General features: G+C 55.1%; 20 protein-coding genes and 1 pseudogene. 17 read left to right on the top strand and 4 right to left on the bottom strand.

Annotated elements, in window-relative coordinates; genetic code table 11:
- Nucleotides 1-3: 3 nt before the first annotated feature.
- Nucleotides 4-1,356, top strand: a complete 1,353-nt coding sequence (locus HF916_RS29310) for a sigma-54-dependent transcriptional regulator (RefSeq protein WP_206002010.1) — start codon at nucleotides 4-6, stop codon at nucleotides 1,354-1,356.
- 76 nt (nucleotides 1,357-1,432) lie between these two features.
- Here HF916_RS29310 and HF916_RS29315 read toward each other — a convergent pair whose 3' ends face one another.
- A complete protein-coding gene (locus HF916_RS29315) occupies nucleotides 1,433-1,963 on the bottom strand; it encodes a TlpA disulfide reductase family protein (protein WP_168792408.1) in 531 nt (176 codons plus the stop codon).
- A gap of 219 nt (nucleotides 1,964-2,182) precedes the next feature.
- Nucleotides 2,183-2,404 (bottom strand): hypothetical protein, encoded by a 222-nt coding sequence (locus HF916_RS52120; protein WP_168792178.1) that lies wholly within the window; start codon nucleotides 2,402-2,404, stop codon nucleotides 2,183-2,185.
- On the opposite strand from HF916_RS52120, the gene HF916_RS29325 reads away from it, so the two are divergent.
- Complete coding sequence (locus HF916_RS29325; protein WP_168795691.1) at nucleotides 2,334-2,840, top strand: hypothetical protein; 507 nt, start codon at nucleotides 2,334-2,336, stop codon at nucleotides 2,838-2,840. The two genes, HF916_RS52120 and HF916_RS29325, sit on opposite strands and share 71 nt — an antisense overlap.
- A gap of 343 nt (nucleotides 2,841-3,183) precedes the next feature.
- Here HF916_RS29325 and HF916_RS29330 read toward each other — a convergent pair.
- Nucleotides 3,184-4,050: pseudogene (locus tag HF916_RS29330) on the bottom strand (YifB family Mg chelatase-like AAA ATPase); the annotation flags it as partial.
- A gap of 106 nt (nucleotides 4,051-4,156) precedes the next feature.
- Here HF916_RS29330 and HF916_RS29335 point away from each other — a divergent pair.
- The 4 genes from HF916_RS29335 to HF916_RS29350 all read left to right on the top strand — a co-directional run bounded on the left by HF916_RS29335 (nucleotide 4,157) and on the right by HF916_RS29350 (nucleotide 9,788).
- The gene (locus HF916_RS29335) at nucleotides 4,157-5,992 is read left to right on the top strand and encodes a recombinase family protein (RefSeq protein ID WP_168792409.1); all 1,836 of its coding nucleotides are present in this window, start codon (nucleotides 4,157-4,159) and stop codon (nucleotides 5,990-5,992) included.
- Between the two features lie 145 nt (nucleotides 5,993-6,137).
- On the top strand, nucleotides 6,138-6,350 hold the full coding sequence (locus tag HF916_RS29340) for a hypothetical protein (RefSeq protein ID WP_168792410.1): 213 nt from the start codon (nucleotides 6,138-6,140) through the stop codon (nucleotides 6,348-6,350).
- Between the two features lie 793 nt (nucleotides 6,351-7,143).
- Nucleotides 7,144-8,325, top strand: coding sequence for a DUF262 domain-containing protein (locus HF916_RS29345; RefSeq protein ID WP_168792411.1), 1,182 nt, complete (start codon nucleotides 7,144-7,146; stop codon nucleotides 8,323-8,325).
- A 113-nt stretch (nucleotides 8,326-8,438) separates the two neighbouring features.
- Nucleotides 8,439-9,788 (top strand): ATP-dependent nuclease, encoded by a 1,350-nt coding sequence (locus tag HF916_RS29350; protein ID WP_168792412.1) that lies wholly within the window; start codon nucleotides 8,439-8,441, stop codon nucleotides 9,786-9,788.
- A gap of 158 nt (nucleotides 9,789-9,946) precedes the next feature.
- On the opposite strand, the gene HF916_RS29355 is transcribed toward HF916_RS29350, so the two are convergent.
- Nucleotides 9,947-10,171 (bottom strand): hypothetical protein, encoded by a 225-nt coding sequence (locus HF916_RS29355; protein WP_168792413.1) that lies wholly within the window; start codon nucleotides 10,169-10,171, stop codon nucleotides 9,947-9,949.
- A gap of 152 nt (nucleotides 10,172-10,323) precedes the next feature.
- On the opposite strand from HF916_RS29355, the gene HF916_RS29360 reads away from it, so the two are divergent.
- The 11 genes from HF916_RS29360 to HF916_RS29410 all read left to right on the top strand — a co-directional run bounded on the left by HF916_RS29360 (nucleotide 10,324) and on the right by HF916_RS29410 (nucleotide 21,011).
- Nucleotides 10,324-11,148, top strand: coding sequence for a hypothetical protein (locus tag HF916_RS29360; protein ID WP_168792414.1), 825 nt, complete (start codon nucleotides 10,324-10,326; stop codon nucleotides 11,146-11,148).
- Between the two features lie 116 nt (nucleotides 11,149-11,264).
- Complete coding sequence (locus tag HF916_RS29365; RefSeq protein ID WP_168792415.1) at nucleotides 11,265-11,870, top strand: H-NS histone family protein; 606 nt, start codon at nucleotides 11,265-11,267, stop codon at nucleotides 11,868-11,870.
- 90 nt (nucleotides 11,871-11,960) lie between these two features.
- A complete protein-coding gene (locus HF916_RS29370) occupies nucleotides 11,961-12,521 on the top strand; it encodes a ribonuclease E inhibitor RraB (RefSeq protein WP_168792416.1) in 561 nt (186 codons plus the stop codon).
- A 74-nt stretch (nucleotides 12,522-12,595) separates the two neighbouring features.
- Nucleotides 12,596-13,048, top strand: a complete 453-nt coding sequence (locus HF916_RS29375; RefSeq protein WP_168792417.1) for a hypothetical protein — start codon at nucleotides 12,596-12,598, stop codon at nucleotides 13,046-13,048.
- A 181-nt stretch (nucleotides 13,049-13,229) separates the two neighbouring features.
- Nucleotides 13,230-14,204 (top strand): hypothetical protein, encoded by a 975-nt coding sequence (locus HF916_RS29380; protein ID WP_168792418.1) that lies wholly within the window; start codon nucleotides 13,230-13,232, stop codon nucleotides 14,202-14,204.
- On the top strand, nucleotides 14,201-16,357 hold the full coding sequence (locus tag HF916_RS29385; RefSeq protein ID WP_168792419.1) for a plasmid replication protein, CyRepA1 family: 2,157 nt from the start codon (nucleotides 14,201-14,203) through the stop codon (nucleotides 16,355-16,357). The genes HF916_RS29380 and HF916_RS29385 overlap by 4 nt, the downstream gene beginning before the upstream one ends.
- Before the next feature lie 514 nt (nucleotides 16,358-16,871).
- Nucleotides 16,872-17,441 (top strand): tyrosine-type recombinase/integrase, encoded by a 570-nt coding sequence (locus tag HF916_RS29390; protein WP_206002012.1) that lies wholly within the window; start codon nucleotides 16,872-16,874, stop codon nucleotides 17,439-17,441.
- 330 nt (nucleotides 17,442-17,771) lie between these two features.
- Nucleotides 17,772-18,851 carry a PIN domain-containing protein gene (locus HF916_RS29395; protein ID WP_168792420.1) on the top strand — a complete coding sequence of 360 codons (1,080 nt, stop codon included), beginning with the start codon at nucleotides 17,772-17,774 and terminating at the stop codon, nucleotides 18,849-18,851.
- A gap of 224 nt (nucleotides 18,852-19,075) precedes the next feature.
- Nucleotides 19,076-19,744, top strand: coding sequence for a DUF4145 domain-containing protein (locus HF916_RS29400; protein ID WP_168792421.1), 669 nt, complete (start codon nucleotides 19,076-19,078; stop codon nucleotides 19,742-19,744).
- Nucleotides 19,745-19,781: 37 nt separating this feature from the next.
- On the top strand, nucleotides 19,782-20,594 hold the full coding sequence (locus HF916_RS29405; protein ID WP_168792422.1) for a hypothetical protein: 813 nt from the start codon (nucleotides 19,782-19,784) through the stop codon (nucleotides 20,592-20,594).
- Nucleotides 20,595-20,732: 138 nt separating this feature from the next.
- Nucleotides 20,733-21,011 (top strand): hypothetical protein, encoded by a 279-nt coding sequence (locus tag HF916_RS29410; protein WP_168792423.1) that lies wholly within the window; start codon nucleotides 20,733-20,735, stop codon nucleotides 21,009-21,011.
- Nucleotides 21,012-21,048: the final 37 nt, after the last annotated feature.

Below are 21,048 nucleotides of genomic sequence, written 5' to 3' on the forward strand. Positions count from 1 at the left end.
GCCATGCTGAACCACGGCCTGCAAGTGCTGTATATAGAAGACGACGAACTGGTGCGGCGCGCCAGCGTGCAGAGTCTGCAACTGGCGGGCTTCGACGTGATCGGGCATGCCTCGGTGGAATCCGCGGCGAAGACGATCAGCGCGGACTTCTCCGGCGTGATCGTCAGCGACATTCGCTTGCCGGGCGCGAGCGGCCTCGATCTGCTTGCGCAATGCCACGAGCGTGCGCCCGACGTGCCGGTGATTCTGGTGACGGGACACGGCGATATTTCAATGGCCGTTCAGGCGATGCGCGACGGCGCGTACGACTTCATCGAAAAGCCTTTCGCGTCCGAACGTCTGATCGAAACCGTGCGGCGCGCGTTGGAGCGCCGCAAGCTGGTGCTGGAGAACATCGCGCTGCGCCGTGAGTTGTCGGAACAGAACTCAGTGGCGCCGCGGATCATCGGCAGGAGTCCGGCCATCGAACAGGTGCGGCGGCTGATCGCCAATGTCGCGCCGACCGACGCCTCCGTCCTGATCAACGGCGACACCGGCGCGGGCAAGGAGTTGATCGCGCGCAGCCTGCACGAACTGTCGCCGCGCCGTGACAAGCCGTTTATCGCGGTGAACTGCGGCGCGTTGCCGGAGCCGATGTTCGAATCGGAGATGTTCGGCTACGAGCCGGGCGCTTTCACCGGCGCGGCGAAACGCCGCATCGGCAAGCTCGAACATGCGTCGGGCGGCACGCTGTTTCTGGATGAGATCGAGAGCATGCCGCTCGGCTTGCAAGTCAAGCTGCTGCGTGTGCTGCAGGACGGCGTGTTGGAACGGCTCGGCTCGAATCAGCCGATTCGCGTGAATTGCCGCGTGGTCGCTGCCGCCAAGGGCGACATGGCCGAGCATGTCGCGGACGGTTCGTTCCGGCGCGATCTGTTGTACCGGCTGAACGTGGTGACGATCGCGCTGCCGCCGTTGGGCGAGCGTCGCGAGGACATCGTGCCGCTCTTCGAACACTTTTTGCTGGACGCGGCGGTGCGCTATCAACGCCCCGCGCCGATCCTCACCGACCGTCAGCGCGCGGGCCTGATGCAGCGCGACTGGCCGGGCAACGTGCGGGAGCTGCGCAACGCCGCCGACCGCTTCGTGCTCGGCATCGCGGACGATCCGGTCATGTCTTTCGGCGACGACGGCGCGGCCACGCAGCCCTTGAAGGAGCGCGTCGAACAATTCGAGCGGGCGGTGATCGCGGAGGCGCTGGAGCAGACCGGCGGCGTGGTCGCGGTGGCGGCAGACAAGCTGCAACTCGGCAAGGCAACGCTCTACGAGAAGATCAAGCGATATGGCCTCGCGGCCAAAGGGGAAGGGGAGCGGTGAGGATATGAAAACGCCGGCGTCTAGATGCGACGCTGGCGTTTTTGAATCAGTCGAATCGTCAGGCTGCGCCGCGCGTTCACGCCGGTTTCAGCGCCTTTTCCAGCAACTGGTCGAGTTCCGCGAATTGCGGTTCGCCTACATAGCGCTTGAGAATCTTGCCGTCCTTGTCGATGAGGAACGTGGTCGGTGTGAGCTGGACGTTGCCGAACTGCTTGGCGGCCGAACCGTCGTCCATCGCGACCTTGAATGGCAACTGGCGAGTTTGCGTGTAGTTGGCCACGTACATGGGCGCGTCGTAGTTCATCGCCACGGCGACGAACTCGAGGCCTTGGCCCTTGAAGCGGTTATAGGTCTGGACCATCTGCGGCATCTCCTTCATGCAGGTGTCGCAACTCGTCGCCCAGAAGTTGACGAGGTAGACCTTGCCTTTCAGGTCGGCAGTGGAAACTTTCTGACCGGACAGCAACGTGAAGGTCGCGTCGGGCACGCGTTGCTGGCCGGCAAACGCGAAATAACCGGCAATGGCGATCGCAACGGCCACGGCGGCAATGATGATGTAGCGAAGCGGATTCGCCCGCCGGGTGGCGGTGGACGGCGTGGAGCTCATGAACGGAACCTCAGGAGTCGCGCGGAACGCGCGGGACAGTGCGTCGGTTTGGGCTTTCGGCCCGGTGCTGGACAGCCTCTCTATTGTAGCCACATTCCGGCGACGCGGCGGGACGCGGGCCAGGAGCGGATAATAGGGTTTTACGTTCTCGTCAGTCCGATCTTCTGTCCCCATGTTCCGAACTGTTTTTCGCGCTAGTCGCGTTGGTCGCTTTCTCGCTCAAATTCCGTCCTGTCTTACTTCCGCCAGCCGCTCAACGGGCCGTTTTTTTAACCGGCCACCGCGCCTGATCGACACCAGCGACTGGTCAGTCGGCGCCACGCCCCCATTGTCGAGTGCGCGCGCAGTCTTGAGCACGCTGGCTTGCGCGATGGCGCTAGGCGTCGCGCTGAGTGCCTGCTCGCCGACCTTCGACTGGCGGACCATCATGAACAACGACAACGGCTACACCGTCGACCTGCCGGCCAAGCCGAGCAGCGATCAGCGGGCCGTGCAGATCAACGGCACGCCGATGCAGATGGCGATGCAGACGGCCGAAGCCGGCGACGCCGTCTTCGCGGTCGGCACAGTCATGCTGCCCAACGACGACGAAGCCACGCAGAGCGCCGCGCTCGATTTCCTGCGCACCGGCCTCGCCCGTAACGTGGGCGCTGCGCCTGATGCGCGTGCCGTGCAGGTCCCGCTTGCTGCCGGCGGCCAGGTGCTCGGCCTGGAAATGAAGCTGAGCGGCGAGGCTGGCTCGCAGCACGAGACACGCACTGTCTACGCCCGGCTTGTGGCGCGCGGGCGGCATGTCTATCAGGCGGCGATCATTGCATCGAAGCCGATGCAGCAAGAACAGGTCGACCAATTTTTTTCGTCGTTCCAACTCTATTGAGAGCGGTATTTTTGGCCGATTCGGCGCGTGATGGGGCGAAACGGAAGCGCTGCGCACAGTGAAAGTTCCTTCGTAGCATCGCGCGCTAATTCCCGGTTTACGTTGGGGTTTTCCTATTCCTCGCCGTTCCTGTGGATAACTCTGTTGAGAACTCGCGCAAATTGGCTGGAGATGCCCATTCTATGGGCACTCTGTCAGATTCCACCCTCTCAAGGCTGTTAAAAAAACTCAATCAAATCAATGCCTTTTGGATGCGGTCCGCAGCGTACCTTTCAGATGTTTCAAAATCTGTCTGGAACGTGTGCGTGTGCATAAGTCAAGTCTTGACAGCATATTTTTCGCCTCATCGGGAGCCAAAAGCCCGGCGATATTGGATCGCTTCGCCGATCTGCGCGGCGCTCGGCATGGGCGCGCCGGCGAGATCGGCGATGCTGCGTGCTACCTTCAGAACCCGGTAGTACGCACGCGCCGACCAGCCGAAGCGCTCGCCGGCTTCACGCAGCAAGGCTTCGCCCGCTGAGTCGGGGCGGCAGACCTCGTCCACTTCTCGTCCTCCCAGTTCACGATTGGTTTTGCCCTGACGGCTCAATTGCCGCTCGCGGGCGCGGTTGACGCGCGCCGCGATAACGGCGCTTGTCTCGCCGGCCGCCGTCGAGCGGGCGGACAGTTCCGCCGGCGTGAGCGCTGGCATCTCGAGCTGGATGTCGATCCGGTCGAGCAAGGGGCCGGAAAGCTTCCGCAAATAGCGCGCAGCGATCTCGGGCGTGCAACGGCAGCGGCCGTTGGGATCGCCGCGCCAGCCGCACGGGCACGGATTCATGGCGGCGATCAATTGACACGCAGCCGGGAAATCCGCCTGCAAAGCGGCACGCGAAATCGTGATGCGGCCGGCTTCGAGGGGCTCACGCAGCGTTTCGAGGACATGGCGATCGAACTCAGGAAGCTCATCGAGAAACAGCACACCCAGATGCGCCAGCGTAATTTCACCGGGCTGCGGCGGATTGCGCCCGCCGACCAGCGCCGCGGCGCTCGACGAATGATGCGGGGCGCGAAACGGCCGTCGACGCCATTGCGAGGGCGTGAAACCGGCCCGGCTGGCGGACAGCAAGGCAGCGGAGGCGAGCGCTTCGTCGTCGGTCATGGGCGGCAGCAGGCCCGGCAGGCGGGCGGCAAGCATCGATTTGCCCGCACCGGGCGGCCCGACCAGCAAGGACGTAGGGCCAAATAAACCCACTGGGCTAATTAGACCCTATCAGGCGGCTATAGCATATGACCTTGTGATAGATTAGACCTCCCGTGTTTCTGCCGCCCGTGCCGTGCCTGCTACCCCGACGCCAAAGGCGTATTCGTATATCCGCTTTTCGACGCCAGAACAACAATCCGGCGACTCATTCCGGCGGCAAACTGAACTCTCGCAGAAGTACGCCGAGGCCCATGGGCTGACCCTTGATGAAAACCTGACGTACCGTGATCTCGGGGTATCGGCTTTCGACAAGTCGAACATCAGAACCGGCGAACTCGGTGCGTTTCTCCGCGCCATCGATTCAGGTGCTGTCGAACCGGGATCGTATTTGCTTGTCGAGTCGCTCGACCGGCTTTCGCGAGCGAAGGTCACCGATGCGCTTGAGATTTTCATGTCGATCATCAATCGCGGAATCCGTCTTGTAACACTGGCGGACGGCAGGGAGTACAGCAAGGAAAAGATAAACGAGCAATTCACGGAATTGATCATCTCGATTGTTGTGATGTCCCGCGCGCACGAAGAATCGCTAACCAAAAGTCGGCGATTGAAGGAGGCATGGAAGGCGAAGCGCGGCAGGATCAGTGACACGAAACTGACCGAAATGGCTCCGGCGTGGCTGAAACTGAATGAGGATAGGACAGCCTACTCGCTCATACCGGATCACGTGGAGCTGGTTCAACGCATGTTCGAGTGGTCGAGAGACGGGATCGGTTCGGAAACCATCGCGCGGCGACTGAACCAGCAAGAGATTCCCACGCTCGGGACACGTTCAGCAAACCAGTGGCACGCGTCGTACATCAAAAAGATCCTCGATAACCGGGCCGTGCTCGGCGAATTCCAGCCGCATACGCTCGTCAACGGGAAGCGTATTCCCGAGGGCGATCCGGCTCCCGACTACTTTCCGCGAATCGTCTCGGACGAAGATTTCGTTCTTGCGAAGTCAGCGCGTCAGTCGCGCCGAACGAATAGTGCTGGACGGAAGGGCCAAACGCTTTCGAATCTGTTCTCAGGCGTTCTTCGCTGCGGTTACTGCAATGGATCGATGGTGTATGTGAACAAGGGGCATAGCGGGCCGCGTGCAAAGTTGCTGGTCTGTGCGGGAGCGAAAGCAGGGAAGGGTTGCCACTATGTGCCGTGGGAATATCCTCAATTCGAACGTAGTGTTCTCGCGTACTGCAAGGGGCTGGATTTGGATGCATTCCTCCAGACCCGCGATACGGTCAAGTCGGAACTTACGGCTCTGAGTGCGCGCATCGCGGTGCTCGAATCATCAATGGCTGACAATGAGCAGAAGCAGGCGAACATTCTCGAAGCCATCGAATCGGGAGCGAAGTTCCTGCAGTTTGAAGCGCGTATGGTCCAACTGGAACAGGAACGTATGCAGCTCAGTGCGGAACTGGAAGAGACACGACAGAAATTTGATCTCCGCGCGAATGCGACCGTTGACGTAACGGCGGTTCGCGCATCGATTGACGAGTTACTACAGCGGATCAGCGAACTGGAAGGCGACGAGCTATACGATGTGCGAGCGCGGTTGAGCCAGCATATCAAGCGGCTCATTGTTCGAATCGCCATGTATCCCGGCGGCTATATCGACAAGCCTTATCTCATCGACAAGTTTCGGGCACGCATGATCGCCAACGGTGCCAGTGCGGATGAAGCGAACACGCACATTGCGTCAAACTTGCGGCTGACGCCGGACGTTAGCGAGCGGTTTTTCACGATGATCTCGCGAAGCGACGCCGTTCGTATGATTCGGCCTGACCTCGAAAATCCGGAGCTATTGCATCTTCAGTCGATTGAAGGCGGGCACGGTTTGGTCGCTCATGCCGAGGCCATTGGCGCGATGCTGGAAAAGCTGGCGGAGTTTGCACTGAAATCTCAAGGAACGGCCCAAGACCACGCCTGACCTGCCGGTGTCAACACGCGCCGTCTAGTATTTACTGCTGTTTGCTGAGTGTTATCACCGGCATGTCCTCGGCCGCAAAATTCCGCGCCCACCCCCGCTAGGCTGGATAGAATTTCCCTACGGTTTCACTACAAGGGAAAAACACATGGCAACGAAACCTGTGCGTGACGGGATGGGCCGCATCATCGGCTTCGAAGAAAAGACCAGCAACGGAAGCACTGTCGCATACGATTCGCAACGTCGGCGGCTCGGGTTCTACAGTTCGCCTTCGAAGAACACGTACGAATCGGATGGGCGTCGGGTTGGACCGCGCGATCAGACGGGCCGTTTGTTCGGACGGCCTGAACGAAAGAAGTAGATGCTCGTCATTCCCCGACTCGTTTGCGGTGGCCTTTTAGGCGCTGATGTTGATGACTGAGCCGACGGCTGTCGTACCCGAACCAGTAGTGCTTTGCGAAGGCGACGGCGAAGAATTCGCCAATGCGCTCAACGCTTGATGGTGGTGCGTGCTTTTGCCAAGACTGCTCTGTGACGTTGCCGTCTTCAGGTGTGCCGCAAAACTCGGCTGGCTCGATTCACTCGTTGAGCTTTGGCCCGTCAGCTTCGACAGCCCGGAACTGATGGCGCTGCTCACGCCGCTGAGTAGTGTGGCTGCTGCACCGATTGGAATCATATCGACGTCCGTCATAATGGGGCAACCGAAATGCCCACGCGTTCCAACTATACCGAGTTTCCCCACTGTGTGGGCATCTCGGCTTCTATGCCATCGCAATCGCGGCTGTCGTTGACGCCGAGTTGGGTGCGGCGATCAGTTCTGGCGGTCTGAACAACCGCCAGAACGAACGAAATAGCATGTTGCAAATTGACGCACGTGGGTCGTATCGTCAGCCAACGCGACCGATGGCAACCCATCGGCTGCCACTATCGGTGAACGTCTGCATTGAGAAAGACAGGTGTTCATAACCATCCCACGACGTTCGATGTTTAATCCTCCTGGGCCGATTTCCACGTCCCGTATTTCAGCTTGGTACGGCCGATATGGCAGAATCTGTCGTCGTCTCGAGCTGGCATCAGGCTGCGCGAGACAATATGGAAAATTACGCTCGCAACAGCGGTACGTGTTCGCTGCGATTGCCAATAAGAGACCAGATATGCGCCTGCTACCGTCCGACCCCGACATCGAAACCATCGTCTCACGCATCAAGAGCGGCGATATTGATTTGCAGCCCGATTTTCAGCGGGGAGAAGTCTGGTCTCGGGCCAAAAAGCAACGTCTTGTCGACAGCGTTCTTCGCGACTGGCATGTTCCGCCAATTCACGTGATCGAAGACGTGCAAACGCGCAAGCAAGAGGTACTCGACGGGCAGCAACGCTTGGTCGCAATCCGCGACTTCATCGACGGTGAGTTTGCACTAGATGGCGAAATCGAACCGATCGACGATGGCTTGGCCACCCTCCACGGCAGCAAATATCGTGATTTACCGGAAGTCTGGAAGCGGCGGTTCAACCAGTTCACGATTCGCCTATTTCGAATCGTTGACTATCGCCCCGGCGAACCCGGCGAATTGTTTTTCCGGCTTAACCAGCCTACCAGCCTCACTGGTGCAGAACAGCGAAATGCATTTTTCGGTCCGGTCCGTGCTCAGATAAAGGGGCTGGTGGAGGCCTTGGACGAGATGGGACTGGGCAAGGATTTCCTCGGGTTTTCTAACTCGCGGATGGCATACGACGACGTGCTATCGCGCGTTGCATTGTCTTTGGAGCGTGGTTCTCTGGACGCGAAAGTGAAGTCCTCTGATTTGATCGAACTGTATCGATCAGAGGCTCCTCTTGCGCCCGAGACTACGAGATTGATCCACGAGTCATTGAAACTATTCGGCGATACCCGAGATCATCGCAGTGTCGAAATGAAATTTAACAAGGCGACCCTTTCGACTTGGCTGCTGTTCACTGTGCGATGCTTGATGCGTGATTACGATTGGATGTCGGCCGAAACGCTTGCGAATTTCATGAACTATTTCGAGAGTGCTCGCTTACTCGGCTCGCTCCAATCGGAACAAGTTGCATCGCTGGCCCCGTCGGAATGGTTGTTTAATGTGTACGAGAGCCGCTCGACAGCGCGAGTTGCCGATGTCTCGTCGGTGTTACTGCGTGACGCAACTTTATGGCTAGTGTTCGATGATTTTATAGCCGCATTAGACGGGTCGATAGCTCGTCCGGAAATCGACCAACTGCGTTCGGCATTTGCACAGGATTCATCGACCGGTCAACCACTCGAAGACGATTCTGTCGCTCGACGCCTAGTTGAAAACGGCTGGGGACGTCTGGCATGAATCTGCGAAAAGCTCGGTTTGATGACCACTGGCGGCGTACATTTCTCAGGGCATATCCGTCGCGACTTGAAGTCTTGAGGTTCAAGCGGCTCCTTTGCGTAGCGGACAGCGAGGTGGCAATTCCGACCGGCATTTGTGCCATTGTGGGCGGGAACGGTGTTGGGAAATCTGCATTGCTGGCCGCGATTTCGGAGCTGCTGGCCGATCCGGAAATGCCTCTCGGAGTCGGGCACCAGGCGAGGCTGCGAAACAGTGAGCTGCAAGGTACCGTAACAGATCAAGTTGGTCGCAAAGACATCATTGTTCGAGAAGACGCGGATGGTGTGCGAACGCTCGGCGAAGGCAAGTTCGAAGCAGAATTCTACTGGCTCGAACCGTCATATCTTGTCAATCTTACCCATAAGCAAGTAAACGAAGACGCCAACTTTTCTGATCTGTTGGAACCGTTAAGCCCATCTACGCTCGACGCCGATGAACTCGAGACATTGTGGTACTTGCTGGGGAAAAAAATAGATTCGTGCTCAATATACGAAATCACGGAGTATGGGGACTTGGACCCATTCCCCTATTTCATAGCGGAGGCTGGGGGCCACAGCTATGGAAGTGAAAGCATGGGTTACGGGGAATTGTCGCTCCTGTTCGTGCTGTGGAAGTTGCGAACAATCGAGAAAAACTCAGTGCTGGTGCTCGAGGAACCCGAGGCACACGTATCCCCGCGCTCTCAACGCGCTTTAATGGATATTCTGGCGAGGGCTTGCGACGAGAAAGGGCTGTCGATAATTCTGACGACGCATTCCCCGGCGATTATCGCGAACCTGCCGAATCGAAATATCGTTTTAATTTCGAAGAGCGCTAATGGAACCTCGGCCTCCATCGGGCCAAGTAAAGTACAGGTGAACGATCTACTTGGTGCAACGACCCTAAAACGTGCTCTCGTCCTTGTGGAGGACCGAGCGGCACATCAATTCGCGCTTGCTTTGTTGGGAGAAACAAACCTCGACGTGCTGTCACATGTCGAAGTGGTGGAGGCCGGCTCCGCCGCAAAAATCGATTCTGTTCTATCAACACTACCGCTATCAAGACATGGCTGGCTGAATGTAATTGGCGTGTACGACGGAGACATGCGCGCCCGAGTAGACTCGCGCCACTTCAATTGGCCTCACCTTTTCCTGCCGGGTGAAGTATCGCCTGAACATATTTTGCGCGATGGTTTGACTTCGCGGCATGACGGGCAAGATCTACTTGCAACGGAGTTGCGTCGCGCCCGCGACGCAGTTGGGGTAGCGTTAGATGCTGTCGATGGCCTAGACGCGCATGACTGGTTCACTCAATTGCCGGTATCACTTGGTTGTGACCATCCCGCATTGATGGCGGCATTGGTCCGAATTTGGCTTCGTGACAACAAGCCCGCAGCAGATGCATTCGTTCAGAGCATCGTCGATAAGATCAATCTAACGGTTTAGTTCGTGCCGCGCTTTGGCCGATGATCTGCCGACTGACTCGGCGGGACGAATGGCCGTTACTCGCCGAAAGTTGATTATGAGGCGGTGCGCGGCCCAGCGTCCAGCGTGAGTCGATCAGAGGCGGGCGCGAACATTTTGGACGCTGTCGAGATTGCCTTTCAATTCGTCAACGTATCTGCATCATCGCCATCGCGGTGAGCGTTGGCAATGATCGCTCGAATGCAGGCGTTAGCCTCACGTGTCCATTCGGCCTCAACCTCGCGGCGCATTTCCTCTTCCATCGTCGGGTAGCGACACTCTTCGCGCATCACCCAGCCATACTTTTCCGTCCAGCGTCTCTTGTGTTCGGCGATTGCCGCCTGTAGTCGTTCTAAGTCGTTCATGTTTTCCTCTGTTTCTTGCCCGGTGCTGTTCGGGCCTGCCCAGGTATTTATCGACGGCATTCCGCTGCGCTTCGAAACGCTCCAACGATCGACGCTTGCTGATCGAAAGCTTGCTGCGATAGATTCGATCCTTTTGGGGAGTTGGAGCTACCGTGGCAGCGAATTCCGAGCAGATCGCATCAATGTTCCGAATTACCTACTCGTCGGAGTCGGCGGACGGGCTAACGAAGTTCGATTTCAAGATCAACGACACCGCGAGCGACTGGCTATGGTGGTGGTATCGATACTTCAAGGAAAACGCGGACTACAAGGCGTACTGCGCGGCCCGTCGCGATGACGACCGGGAGGCCTGCATCGAACTGGAAAGCCGGTTCGAACGCATCGTCCAGTTGTACGAGGACTGGGGTGATATCCACACCGGCAAGCGGTTGTACAAAAACGAATCGTCGTGGCAGGAGTGGCTGTTTGATCACCGGCACCTGTTCTTTGTCCAAGTGCCGTCGGTCAGAGTGCTCTCGGCTCTTGCTGATGTCGAACGCGGGGCCATCGCCATCCAAATTCCGGCTACGGTCTCGAAGGAGGTGCTGCTTCAAACCGTCACTGAATTCATCGAACGAAACTATGCGGACCTACGCGTTGCGCCGAAGCCCAAATACGAACTGTATGCCCCGGGAGGGCGCATCGACCAGAGCACCTTTCAGACCGTAAAGAAATCATTTTACGTTCACACGGCGTCGCAGCAACACGTCTGGTTTCCGATTTCGAACGCCGGGACCGCGCTCGAAGTCATGGCGCTCGAACTGAAGAGCGAGCTAGGGTTCAACTGGGAGCTGGAGCCAGATCAGGAAGAACGGCTGCGGAATGGCACGTTGAGCATGTTGGAGTTGGAAGCGTTCAAGAGGCAGGTCGGCCGGTACAAGGCCCAGTTCGATGCCTACGTCGCGAACACCATTCACGGTGTGTTCCCGAAGAAGTAGCGACTAGGAACAGATCAGATTGCGATTTCGGATTTGATCTGTTCGTTCCGCAGAAGTCTTCCGATTGGAAAAATGGCTACATCGTACGCAATCAAACACACGAAGAAGATTGCCCGATGCAAACCTATCAACAAATCGGAGGATTTATGCGGACTTATCAACAAATCGAAGCAGAATTCGTGCAATACGAAGCCGAGGTCGCCGCTCTCAAGCAACGCATGGCCGCCCTCAAGGAACGCCGTAAGGATATGCGTCGGGAAGCCTGTAATCGGGCTCTTCCTGAAATCGTAGAACGCATGACCGCGGCCGGGATTACGTTGGAGCAGGTGCGCATCGCACTCGCAGCAGCAAAACCTGCCGTGCCGGTCGTCGATAAGTATCGCAACCCCGAAACTGGCGACACGCACTCCGGAAGGGGTCATTGCCCCGGTTGGCTCACCAAGGAAACCAAGAAGGACCCGCGTTATTGGAACCCGGAATGGGTTGCCAAGGATGCCGCCAAGAAAGCAGCCAAGGAAGCAGCAAAGGAAGCAGCAAAGGAAGCAGCCATGAGGAATAAGACCAACTCTTCGGGTGCGTCCGTTGCCGACGAGGCTCAGGCTTCGAATAACGCAGCTCAAACTCCGAGCGGTGAGGTTCAGGCTTCGAACGATGCACCCCACCATTCGACTGTCAACGCGCTGAACCCGTTGAGCCAATCGTCCGCCGTGGGCGCTGCTTAACGTATCAATCTAGATAAAAACTATCCGAATACGGCATGCATCGCTATGAAATAGTAAGCATGCCTACTTAATTGTCGAAAGGAAATGAAAATGAAAGCAGAAGATTGCGAAATTACGTGGATGGACCGGATCGACGGCGAGCGCGCGAACACCCTGGTCTTGCCGGAAGAGTACGCGGACTTGAAAAAAAAATCGCATGACTCGCTCGAGTTGGCAACCATCGTGTCGATGCTTAATCACGCGAAGGAAATGGGCGATATCCCCGACCGTCTGCGCCGGATTCGCCACGTTTCCTACTTCAAATCGGAAAAGGCGTCGGATCGCTTCGCCAAGAAACTGGCTTCCAACGGCTACATCGACGTGAACGTAATGAAATTTTTGGGCGTGCCGTTGTGGCGCATCGATTTTTTCCGCATCGGAAATGCGACCCTCCCCCACATGGCGCATATGAATTGCATCGTCAAGAAAATGGTCGAGAAGGCAGGTGGGGAATATGACGGCGTCGTGCTTCCTACCATGTCCACGGATGTTCCGGACGAATCTCTTCATCCCGAGAATGATGGCCCCATTTGGAGCATCGTAACCATGGCTCCGCGCGACCAATCGGTAAATCATGACGAGTCTAACGCGACGCAATTGCTCGTAGCGTAATCCGAAATCGACCGACCGTTTTCGTAGACGGTCGGATAACCAACAAGTACACAGAAATACTCATCAGGACCGATATGAGCAATCAAACCAATACCGAAGAAGATGGCGTGGCTCCGCATTTCATGTCTATTGCGGAGGTTCCTCCTTCGGATTTTGTTGCCACCCGCATGGGTCGAAAAAAACAGGACGACGACATCATCGCATTGGTCGATGCAGTCAAACGCCTGCAGGACGGTGGAGATGACGAGGACCAGCATCGCGACATCTGGCACACCGCGTACTTCGGGTCGAAAGACCATGCGGATGTCTTCTTGAAGTGGCTGGATGAACGCGCGTTTTGTGCCGTCTCGTGCTGTCATCTCGATAGCGGTGGGTGGCGTGTTAGCGCATTCAACTATGGATTCACTAACCTCGTTGACCTGATCAAGTGGTATTCCATCGTTCATGAGCAGGTATGTAAGGCCAATGGCCAGTACGTAGAGATCCGCGTGCGTGTCATGTGTGACGACGGGCACGCCATCGAATAGGCCAATAAATAGGACTGTCGCAAGCCAGCAGGGCGGTCGTCACCGCTTCGCGCCGTTACCAATGAAATGACGGCCTCCTGCTGACCTTCGCGACGGTCGATCTGGTAACTCGACCCATAACCTAGCGAAGCGGATCACCTGTGCATATTTCCGCATACATCGCGTCTTGCGAGGAATCAACGTGCCTAATTCTGCACTACAAATCAATTACACAAATTTCAATAGCGTCTACGACAATGTCGTGAAGCCTGCGCTTGCGTCTTGGGATGAACTGGCATCCATTTTGATCTCAGGTCATCCAGTTGTCGTTGCCGACAAGCTGACTCTGCCATCGTTCAGTGCATGGCGCTACAAAAGCGTTGACGATCTAACCGTTGATCATGGGGAGAAGAACGGAAAGCCGATCAAGTGTTTCAGCAAGACCCATGTCCGACGTCTCAAGTCGAACGTGGTCGAAACGTCCATGCTGATCATCGACTTCGATGGCCGTTTGCCCGTTGAGGAAGTTCGGAAACGCTTCGGCGAATACGAGTACGTCTGCTATACCTCTTTGCGGCATCGCCATGAAGACAAGGACAAGTTCCGCGTGGTGCTTCCGTTTGCCGATCCGATGCCGAAGGAGGACTTTCAGCGGCTTCATCGTAAAATTGAAAAATGGATCGACGGCGACGATCGCAACATCGCGGATGATGTCACTTATGTAATCGGACAAGTCTTTCTTCTTCCTGGTGTATTCGAAGAGTACGCCGCGCATGCGCGTGCATGGCGTAACGAAGGTGCGTTGCTTGATTGGCGCATGTTCGAGTCGATTTCTTTGGCCGCAGTGGAATCGAACACTGCCAATGCAACCATGACCAACAATCGGCAGAGCGAGCACCGTTTGATGCCATATGACGTTCTCGAAACGGCGTCAGGACCGATCAAGGTCAAGGACATAGACCGAAAGATTTCGAAAGTGCTGTGCCCGTTTCCGTCTCATGGCGATACCAATCCGTCCGAATTCGTGGATGTATCAAACAGTGGGCGTCCCCGCTTGGTGTGCAAGAAGTGTGGAACAATCTATATGTGGCAGGCACAGGGAGACGACATTGCCGATGGTCTGGCAATGATCGCGGAACGTAAGCGTCTGCGTGCCGAACGGGAGGCGAAGCAATGAGCAAGTCGCCGTTCCACACCTATTCGGAGAAGAATGTTTCGCCGCAGTGGCATCAGCAGCCTGATCTGGTCCCATACAAGCGCCCGTTGCAGTCGGTTGAGGACGCAGGGCTGTACGATGAAATACGGGTCGATAGTCGCTACCTTGCGTTGGATGTCTCGACGGATGACCGTCGTTTGCATGACGCCAACATCATCTTCGTGAAGGCGCCGAAGGGAACTGGCAAGACGAAATGGACGGCCAAATATCTAGAATCAATTCCGCGTCAGCGTAGCCGACTTCAAATATCGCATCGGCAATCGTTGGCGACCGTGCTATCGAACGAACTGAACCTGAAGTGCTACCTGGACGACAAGGATGCGCATTGGGGCTATTCTGTCAGTCTGGACAGTATCGAGCTTGTGGAGAACTGCGCCTATGACATTCTTATAATCGACGAATCCGAACAAGTCTTCCGGCATCTCATAGGAGAAACGACGAGGGCCAAACGAGAGGCGATCTTCAACGTTCTGGTCAAACTGGCATGGAATGCAAAGCAGATCATCTGTCTGGATGCAGATATGACCCATGAACTCACTGGTTACGCGATGTCGAAATTGCGCTGCAATTTCGAATCCGACCGGCTTCTCTCCATCGTCAATGAGTGGAAAACGGATCGGGCCATCGAGATCTATCAGGACAAAAACCACCTGATCGCCGAACTCGTTACCGCCATTGTCGATGGCAAGCGCGTGTACGTACCCGTCAGCGAACTCGGCTTTGCAAATACATTGAAGTCCCTGTTGGAAGGGTTGGTTCGGACAGACGGCCAGAAAATCGACGTATTGATGTTGACGGGAGAGACGAACAACGAGGATCGTCACAAAGCGTTCTTCCAGAATCCGAACGAAGAGGCGAAGAAATATCAGGTTCTCATTTCCACATCGACGCTCAGCACGGGCGTTAGTATCGATGTCAAATGGTTCGAAGCCGTGTACGGCATTTTCAGTGGAAACATTTACACCTATCAGGATTGTGATCAGGCCATCAGCCGCGTCCGCAAATGCGATACGGTGAAGGTGTGGATACACGGTGGCGGCAAACGGGAGTTTGAATCAGAAGCAGCAATTCGCAACGGAGTGTTGGAGAAGGAGGTTCGAACTCGACGTATCATTTTTCCAGATGAAGATGCCTCGATCACCCGAGCGCAGGAAACATTCCTTGATATGCATGCACGAATCACTTGGTGCAATCAGGAATGGAAGATGAAGCGCATCGAGAAATTCCGCGATCTGAAGATCGAAGAAGGCTGGCGGGTTTCGTTGGTGGCGACCGATGTGGCGATGAAGAAGGCCGGCAGTGAGATGTTGAAGTTTGGTATAGATCCGTTCGGTACGAAAAAGGCTACCCTCATCCTAGAGGCAAAGAACATCGACTTCGGAGAAGCCGATGTGTTGCGTGCGAAAGATCGTTCCGATCTTTCCCGCGACCAGAAACGGTCATTGACGAAGTGGGCTGTCTGCGAATTCTTCCGGCTGAAATCGCCAGCGCAGGTAACGTTGCAGCAGATCCAGCAGTACCAAACCGACGAAGTGCGTGAGGTGCTGAAGAATGTGCGACTGCTGCGGGATTCGAGAGCACTGGCGTTGGAGCGTGACCAGTACGAACGGACGAGTGATCGGGTCACCCGCGCTTTAACCGACTATGAGCACCGCGTCATGAAGCGCGACCTGTTCGATGGTGCGCTTGAGGCATCAGGCATCAATCGAGGAGAGGCATTTCGGCGGGCTGCGCGTTATAAGGAAATCGAAGATGAGTACGCTGAATCAATGCGCATCATCGGCGATTCGAATTCGCGTCCGGGCCGAGAAGCATCGAAGCATCGGCGCGAGCAGTTGGCGCAACTGGAATGGATCGTAACAGCCGAGATGATCGATAGTGTCTCGCGGTATGCTTCAACGAAGATGAAGGAGGTGAACATGTTCTTGGGCACCCACTTCGCAACGCCAGAGGCACTGGAAGCGAAAACGAAGGTCTTCAACGCAATCTTAGGCCGTCTTGGTATCGCGATCAAAAAGAATCGAAAGAAGGACAGCACTGGCTATGTCATCGACTACAAACGCATGGCAGAGCTATCGCCTTTGGTAAATGACGCAGAAGTTGCTGCCATTTAGGGCTTCGGCGATGTACAAAAATGTTGAGCTTTTCGGTAGATATGTAGTAACACCAACGTATATCAACCTACTGGGCTCGGCTGCAAAAATGTACATCGACCGGGCAATATCAAGATGGGAGCGTCGGGCTGGGCGCTGTACAAAAATGTCGAGCTTTTCAGTGGACCTGTAGTAACACCTACGTGTATTCGTCTACTGGGCTTGGCTGCGAAAATGTACACCTTGAGGCGGGCCACACAGGGCGGCGGCTTGCGTCGGCCTGTGTTGACCAGTCCGGCCAGCCGCTCGGCCGTCCCTGACGGCGACCTTGGCGGCTGGCCTTTGATATGTCCATGTTCAGCCAGTGTCCCAGCAGGAATGTTTACTAATTACAAATAGTAAACATTTCGTTGCAGCAAGCCATCCTGCCAGTGTACGAAGCCCAGAGGGCTGGATAGAATGTTTATAAATGATTCGCATAGCGAAATTAATAAACATTCTGAGGTGAATTGTGCGCGATGGTCAGGCGAAGGTATTGACCGAATCGGAGTTCCGCCGCGTCGTCAACGCGATGAAGAAAGAGGCCCATGCGAAGCGAAATGTTGCGCTTCTCTATTGTTCGTTCGGGCTCGGCCTTCGCGCGAAAGAGATGGCATCGCTTCGAATTCGTCATGTGCTCGGCGTTGATGGCGAACTGCTGGACGAAATTAATCTCGACGGCTCGATGACGAAGGGCAATAAGCAACGCCATGCGTACTTGACGAACCCGAAAGTTGCAGATGCGATTCGTGACTATTTGAACGAGCGGCGGAAGGGCGAAGGCATCCTGTTCAACTTCGATGCGCCATTGTTCCGTTCTCAGAAGGGTGGACAATTCTCACCGAACACGTTGCAACAGCTTTTCCATCGAATGTACGCGAAGGCTCGATTGCAGGGCGCATCGAGCCATTCGGGTCGTCGCACGTTCGCGACGACCCTGATCGAGAAGGGTGTAGACATCAAGGCCGTATCGACATTGATGGGACACGCATCAATCGGCATGACCGCGCGATATGTCGAAGACAACCCGGTACGATTGAAGCAGATCAGCGCTGACCTGTTTTGAGGATACCAACGCGAGACATGTGGGCGTATGAACAAGGAGACATCTCGTGAATGTGCGGAAGCGTATCAAGAGGGCCAACGACGCAAGAGTTCAACATAACCACGTATTGCTCGCCAGAATCTCGAAAACGAACGATACCGGCCTTGATGATGGAGTTGTGCTATCTATCTTGCGAGCGAAGAAAGGTCCGTGGACTGAATATACTTCGGTCGAAGAAATGCTTGCATTCATAGGTGCCGAAACGTGACGATGTCTGTCAAAGACGTTAGACTTCCTGCTTCGTGACGACGCTAACGTATGTCTAATCGTGCGTGGAAGTTACAATAATATATGTACATCATCCTAGACTCGAATATTTTCTTCAACAACTGGTATTTGCGCAGCGCAGAGTTCGAGCGTCTTGTCCATCATGCAAACAGTGTTGCGGCAACCTTGGTGGTTTCTCAGGTCGTCGTTGATGAAGTTAGTGCTAAGTTCGAGGAACATGTCAGCAATTTCCGGGCGGACGAAAAGAAGCTCAAGGATGCCTGTGCAAGATTGACATTCGCGCGTTTCGATTGGCCGGAAATCACCACGCCCGACAGCTACGATTTTGTCCAAATCTTGCGTTCTCGCTTCCAAGACGTCGCGGTTGCTTCGTATGATCATGTTGGTCATCAGCGTCTTGTCGATAAAGCGATTCGGAAGGAGATGCCATTTCAGTCAAACGAGAAGGGATATCGCGACGCGCTGATGTGGCTGACGCTGCTGGCTTTCATCAAGGGATCGAACTCGGATCGCTACGTTGTGTTCATCAACGAGAATAAGAACGACTTTTTCGAGAAGGGCGGCGACCGCCTGAGGCTTCACCATCACTTGCAAGCGGATTGGGATACAAAGAAGCTCGATAACGAGCTTTTTTTGTACAACAAGCTTTCTGACTTCAACGATGTTCAGATGCAACCGGCCGGTCACGACATCGATCTGGTTGCGTTCATTGAGCAACATACAGACACGATCGAGACTGCTATATCTTTGGATGTTGGCGATTACCTTGAGGGCGACGGGACTAGGAAGTTCCTTGCGATGCTGTGTCTATCAGGGCTAGTGACCCAGAATTCTGATTGGGAAGTCATTGAGGGCATTGAAGATTTCACTGTTGTCCAGTGCCAGCATATATCCCCGACGCTTTCCTATGTGGGCGTTCGCTTCAACCTCCGAATAGTCAGCGTATCGTTAAAGGTCGCTGCAGACGTTTACCGCGCGCAGAAGCACGAAATTGACGCTACGTTCCAAACCATCACGCCCGATGGGGATTTCGTAGATATGAGCATGTGGGTGCGCTGTTATTTTGAAGCCAGCCTACTCTACGACGCGCGAAACGAAGACGTTCGCGAAATTGCCATAGGCTTGACGGATCTGCGTACATAGGTTCACTAAAACCGACTGATAGCTCTAAAGTCGGGCGCGACCAATGCCGATATCCAATGCATGAAGGTGTGCACAGACCGACCAAGGAACGGAGCCTGTGTCGATGCGCAAACGCGGCATATTTCGGAGAAGCTAGAGTGAGCTTTGAGCGTGAATTGTGGTCTGGTGAGTATTCCCGAAGCGAATTGCCTCGCTTCTCGTGCCCGCGGTGTAGGTCGGGCCGTTTGGCGCAGGCTGTTGATTCACTGTCAGTCGTTGAGCCAGAATATTCGAAAACACAGGCACAACACCCTGACTGGGAGCCGGACTGGGATGTTGAGCGATTCAACCTGAAGCTGTTGTGCGATAACTCGGGCTGCGCAGAGGTGGTTTGCGTCGTTGGCGACACGACGATATCCGAATACTATGACGAGGAACTGAATTCTTGGGCACTCGTATCCTTGCTTCGGCCTAGAGCTTTTTTTCCTGCGCCTCCGATGATGGCCTTGCCTAAGGAGATGCCGAGAGAGGTTGAGGCTCAAATCGAAAAAAGTTTTGAACTTTACTGGACAGATTTCAGTTCGTGCGCGAACCGCTTACGCGTCAGTGTTGAACTTTTGCTAGATTACTTTAAGATCTCTCGCTCTGCTATAAACGTAAAAGGAAAGTCTGTCCAGCTGGATCTCAACGCACGAATCAATTTGTTCGCGAAAATCGAGCCTGAGCACGCACCTACCCTTACCGCGCTGAGAATGATCGGAAACCTCGGTTCTCACGGCGATGAGGTTAGCCGTGAGGCGCTACTCGATGCGCTCGAAATTTACGAACATGCGCTCGCTGAACTGTGTGGACAGCGCAGAGCCCGGATAGACAGCCTCCGCAAGAAACTGATCGCTTCGAAAGGCAAGTATTAAACCCCGACTTGGGGCTAACTTAGCAGCTCATTCGCTTATGATACTTTCTATCACGATCTTCGCAGTTTCCATTACGCTCACCCTGTTCCAGTATCTAAAACAGTCTCGGTTTGGGTGGCAGGTTGCAAAAGGACTCTCCCTTCTGCTCTTTGCCTTGTCCATCTGGAACGTATATGAGCAAAACAAGGATCGAGACTTCTATATCACTAGCCTTGAACAGATTGGGACTCGCGTCAACTGGGGAGATACGGACGTTTCTGTCGAACTTCTGAACGAAGCTGAAATGGTGCCTGCTGGGGCGGTTTCAGTTCAAATGAAGCTTCTCGCGCCGACTCAACTTCGATTGCCACCGAATAGCGCGATTGAGCTTGATGCAATCGAGCGCTCGTGCATTGTTGATGCACAACAGGGCCTCGGGTACATGTCCGCCCAAGATGCCGAAAAACTATTCCACGCGTTTGCACGCCCTGATGGTTCCATCTATCTCAACACGGAGAAGAAGGCTGGCATCGAACACCTTATGTACCTGGGAAAGGAGACGGTTCGTGGACCTCTTGGCAATGCTCGAGTGCAAATGCGCCTCGATCGTGGTCCAGATACCCAAAGCCAGTTCAGTTCACTTTCGGACTTGAACGGGGCGATTGTCATTGCCCTCATTCAGGCAGTATCGGTGCAGAATCCGATAATTTCATCAGTGTCCATGCAACTGGTAACGGCTGCTGGATTGCAGCGAATCGACGTTCCGGTGCGCCTCCTTGATCCCAGTAATACCCGACCGATAACGGGCAGCCGCTATGTCGGTCTATGCATTCCTAAAGAGTACTTTGGTGTCGTCAAGCGTCAAATTTAGCAGGTCGCCTTCTGGAAATGTCCATCGACATTGCTGGTGAACACGAACGCACCGTGTTGCTTCGTGAACACAAAAATGCAGCAACTATGCTGTTTGCAACACATTGGACCTCTCATTAACCAAACACGCGATTGCAGAATGTTATCCAAATTAGTAATCAAGTTTGTGCATTGGAAATGGAAGACCTTCGACGCTCAGCGTCTTATTCAGGCACTTCGGGCGCAGGGGAAAGAAAAGGAGGCTGACGCACTTGAGAAAATTCGTCAGGAACCTGCACCGAATAGCCAAGATGAAATGGTTCAGTCAAACGTAAACAAATTGCTGGCCCAGGGACGAATGGATGATGCAATGAAACTAAAAAAAATGGCACAGAAGGTTAAGCACTGGCAGAAGCATGGTGGCGAACGGCCTTGGTAGGTCATGCGAAGTTCTTAGGAGTCGCCTGTCCTTCGCG

The sequence above is a fragment of the Paraburkholderia aromaticivorans genome (assembly GCF_012689525.1).
GTDB classification, from domain to species: Bacteria; Pseudomonadota; Gammaproteobacteria; order Burkholderiales; family Burkholderiaceae; genus Paraburkholderia; species Paraburkholderia aromaticivorans_A.

Excerpts from the sequence above, each read along its gene's own strand:
- HF916_RS29310 (WP_206002010.1), top strand. The coding sequence starts at position 4 with ATGCTGAACCACGGCCTGCAAGTGCTGTATATAGAAGACGACGAACTG.
- HF916_RS29315 (WP_168792408.1), bottom strand. The coding sequence starts at position 1,963 with ATGAGCTCCACGCCGTCCACCGCCACCCGGCGGGCGAATCCGCTTCGC.
- HF916_RS29325 (WP_168795691.1), top strand. The coding sequence starts at position 2,334 with ATGGCGCTAGGCGTCGCGCTGAGTGCCTGCTCGCCGACCTTCGACTGG.
- HF916_RS29340 (WP_168792410.1), top strand. The coding sequence starts at position 6,138 with ATGGCAACGAAACCTGTGCGTGACGGGATGGGCCGCATCATCGGCTTC.
- HF916_RS29345 (WP_168792411.1), top strand. The coding sequence starts at position 7,144 with ATGCGCCTGCTACCGTCCGACCCCGACATCGAAACCATCGTCTCACGC.
- HF916_RS29355 (WP_168792413.1), bottom strand. The coding sequence starts at position 10,171 with ATGAACGACTTAGAACGACTACAGGCGGCAATCGCCGAACACAAGAGA.
- HF916_RS29365 (WP_168792415.1), top strand. The coding sequence starts at position 11,265 with ATGCAAACCTATCAACAAATCGGAGGATTTATGCGGACTTATCAACAA.
- HF916_RS29370 (WP_168792416.1), top strand. The coding sequence starts at position 11,961 with ATGAAAGCAGAAGATTGCGAAATTACGTGGATGGACCGGATCGACGGC.
- HF916_RS29375 (WP_168792417.1), top strand. The coding sequence starts at position 12,596 with ATGAGCAATCAAACCAATACCGAAGAAGATGGCGTGGCTCCGCATTTC.
- HF916_RS29385 (WP_168792419.1), top strand. The coding sequence starts at position 14,201 with ATGAGCAAGTCGCCGTTCCACACCTATTCGGAGAAGAATGTTTCGCCG.
- HF916_RS29395 (WP_168792420.1), top strand. The coding sequence starts at position 17,772 with ATGTACATCATCCTAGACTCGAATATTTTCTTCAACAACTGGTATTTG.
- HF916_RS29405 (WP_168792422.1), top strand. The coding sequence starts at position 19,782 with ATGATACTTTCTATCACGATCTTCGCAGTTTCCATTACGCTCACCCTG.
- HF916_RS29410 (WP_168792423.1), top strand. The coding sequence starts at position 20,733 with ATGTTATCCAAATTAGTAATCAAGTTTGTGCATTGGAAATGGAAGACC.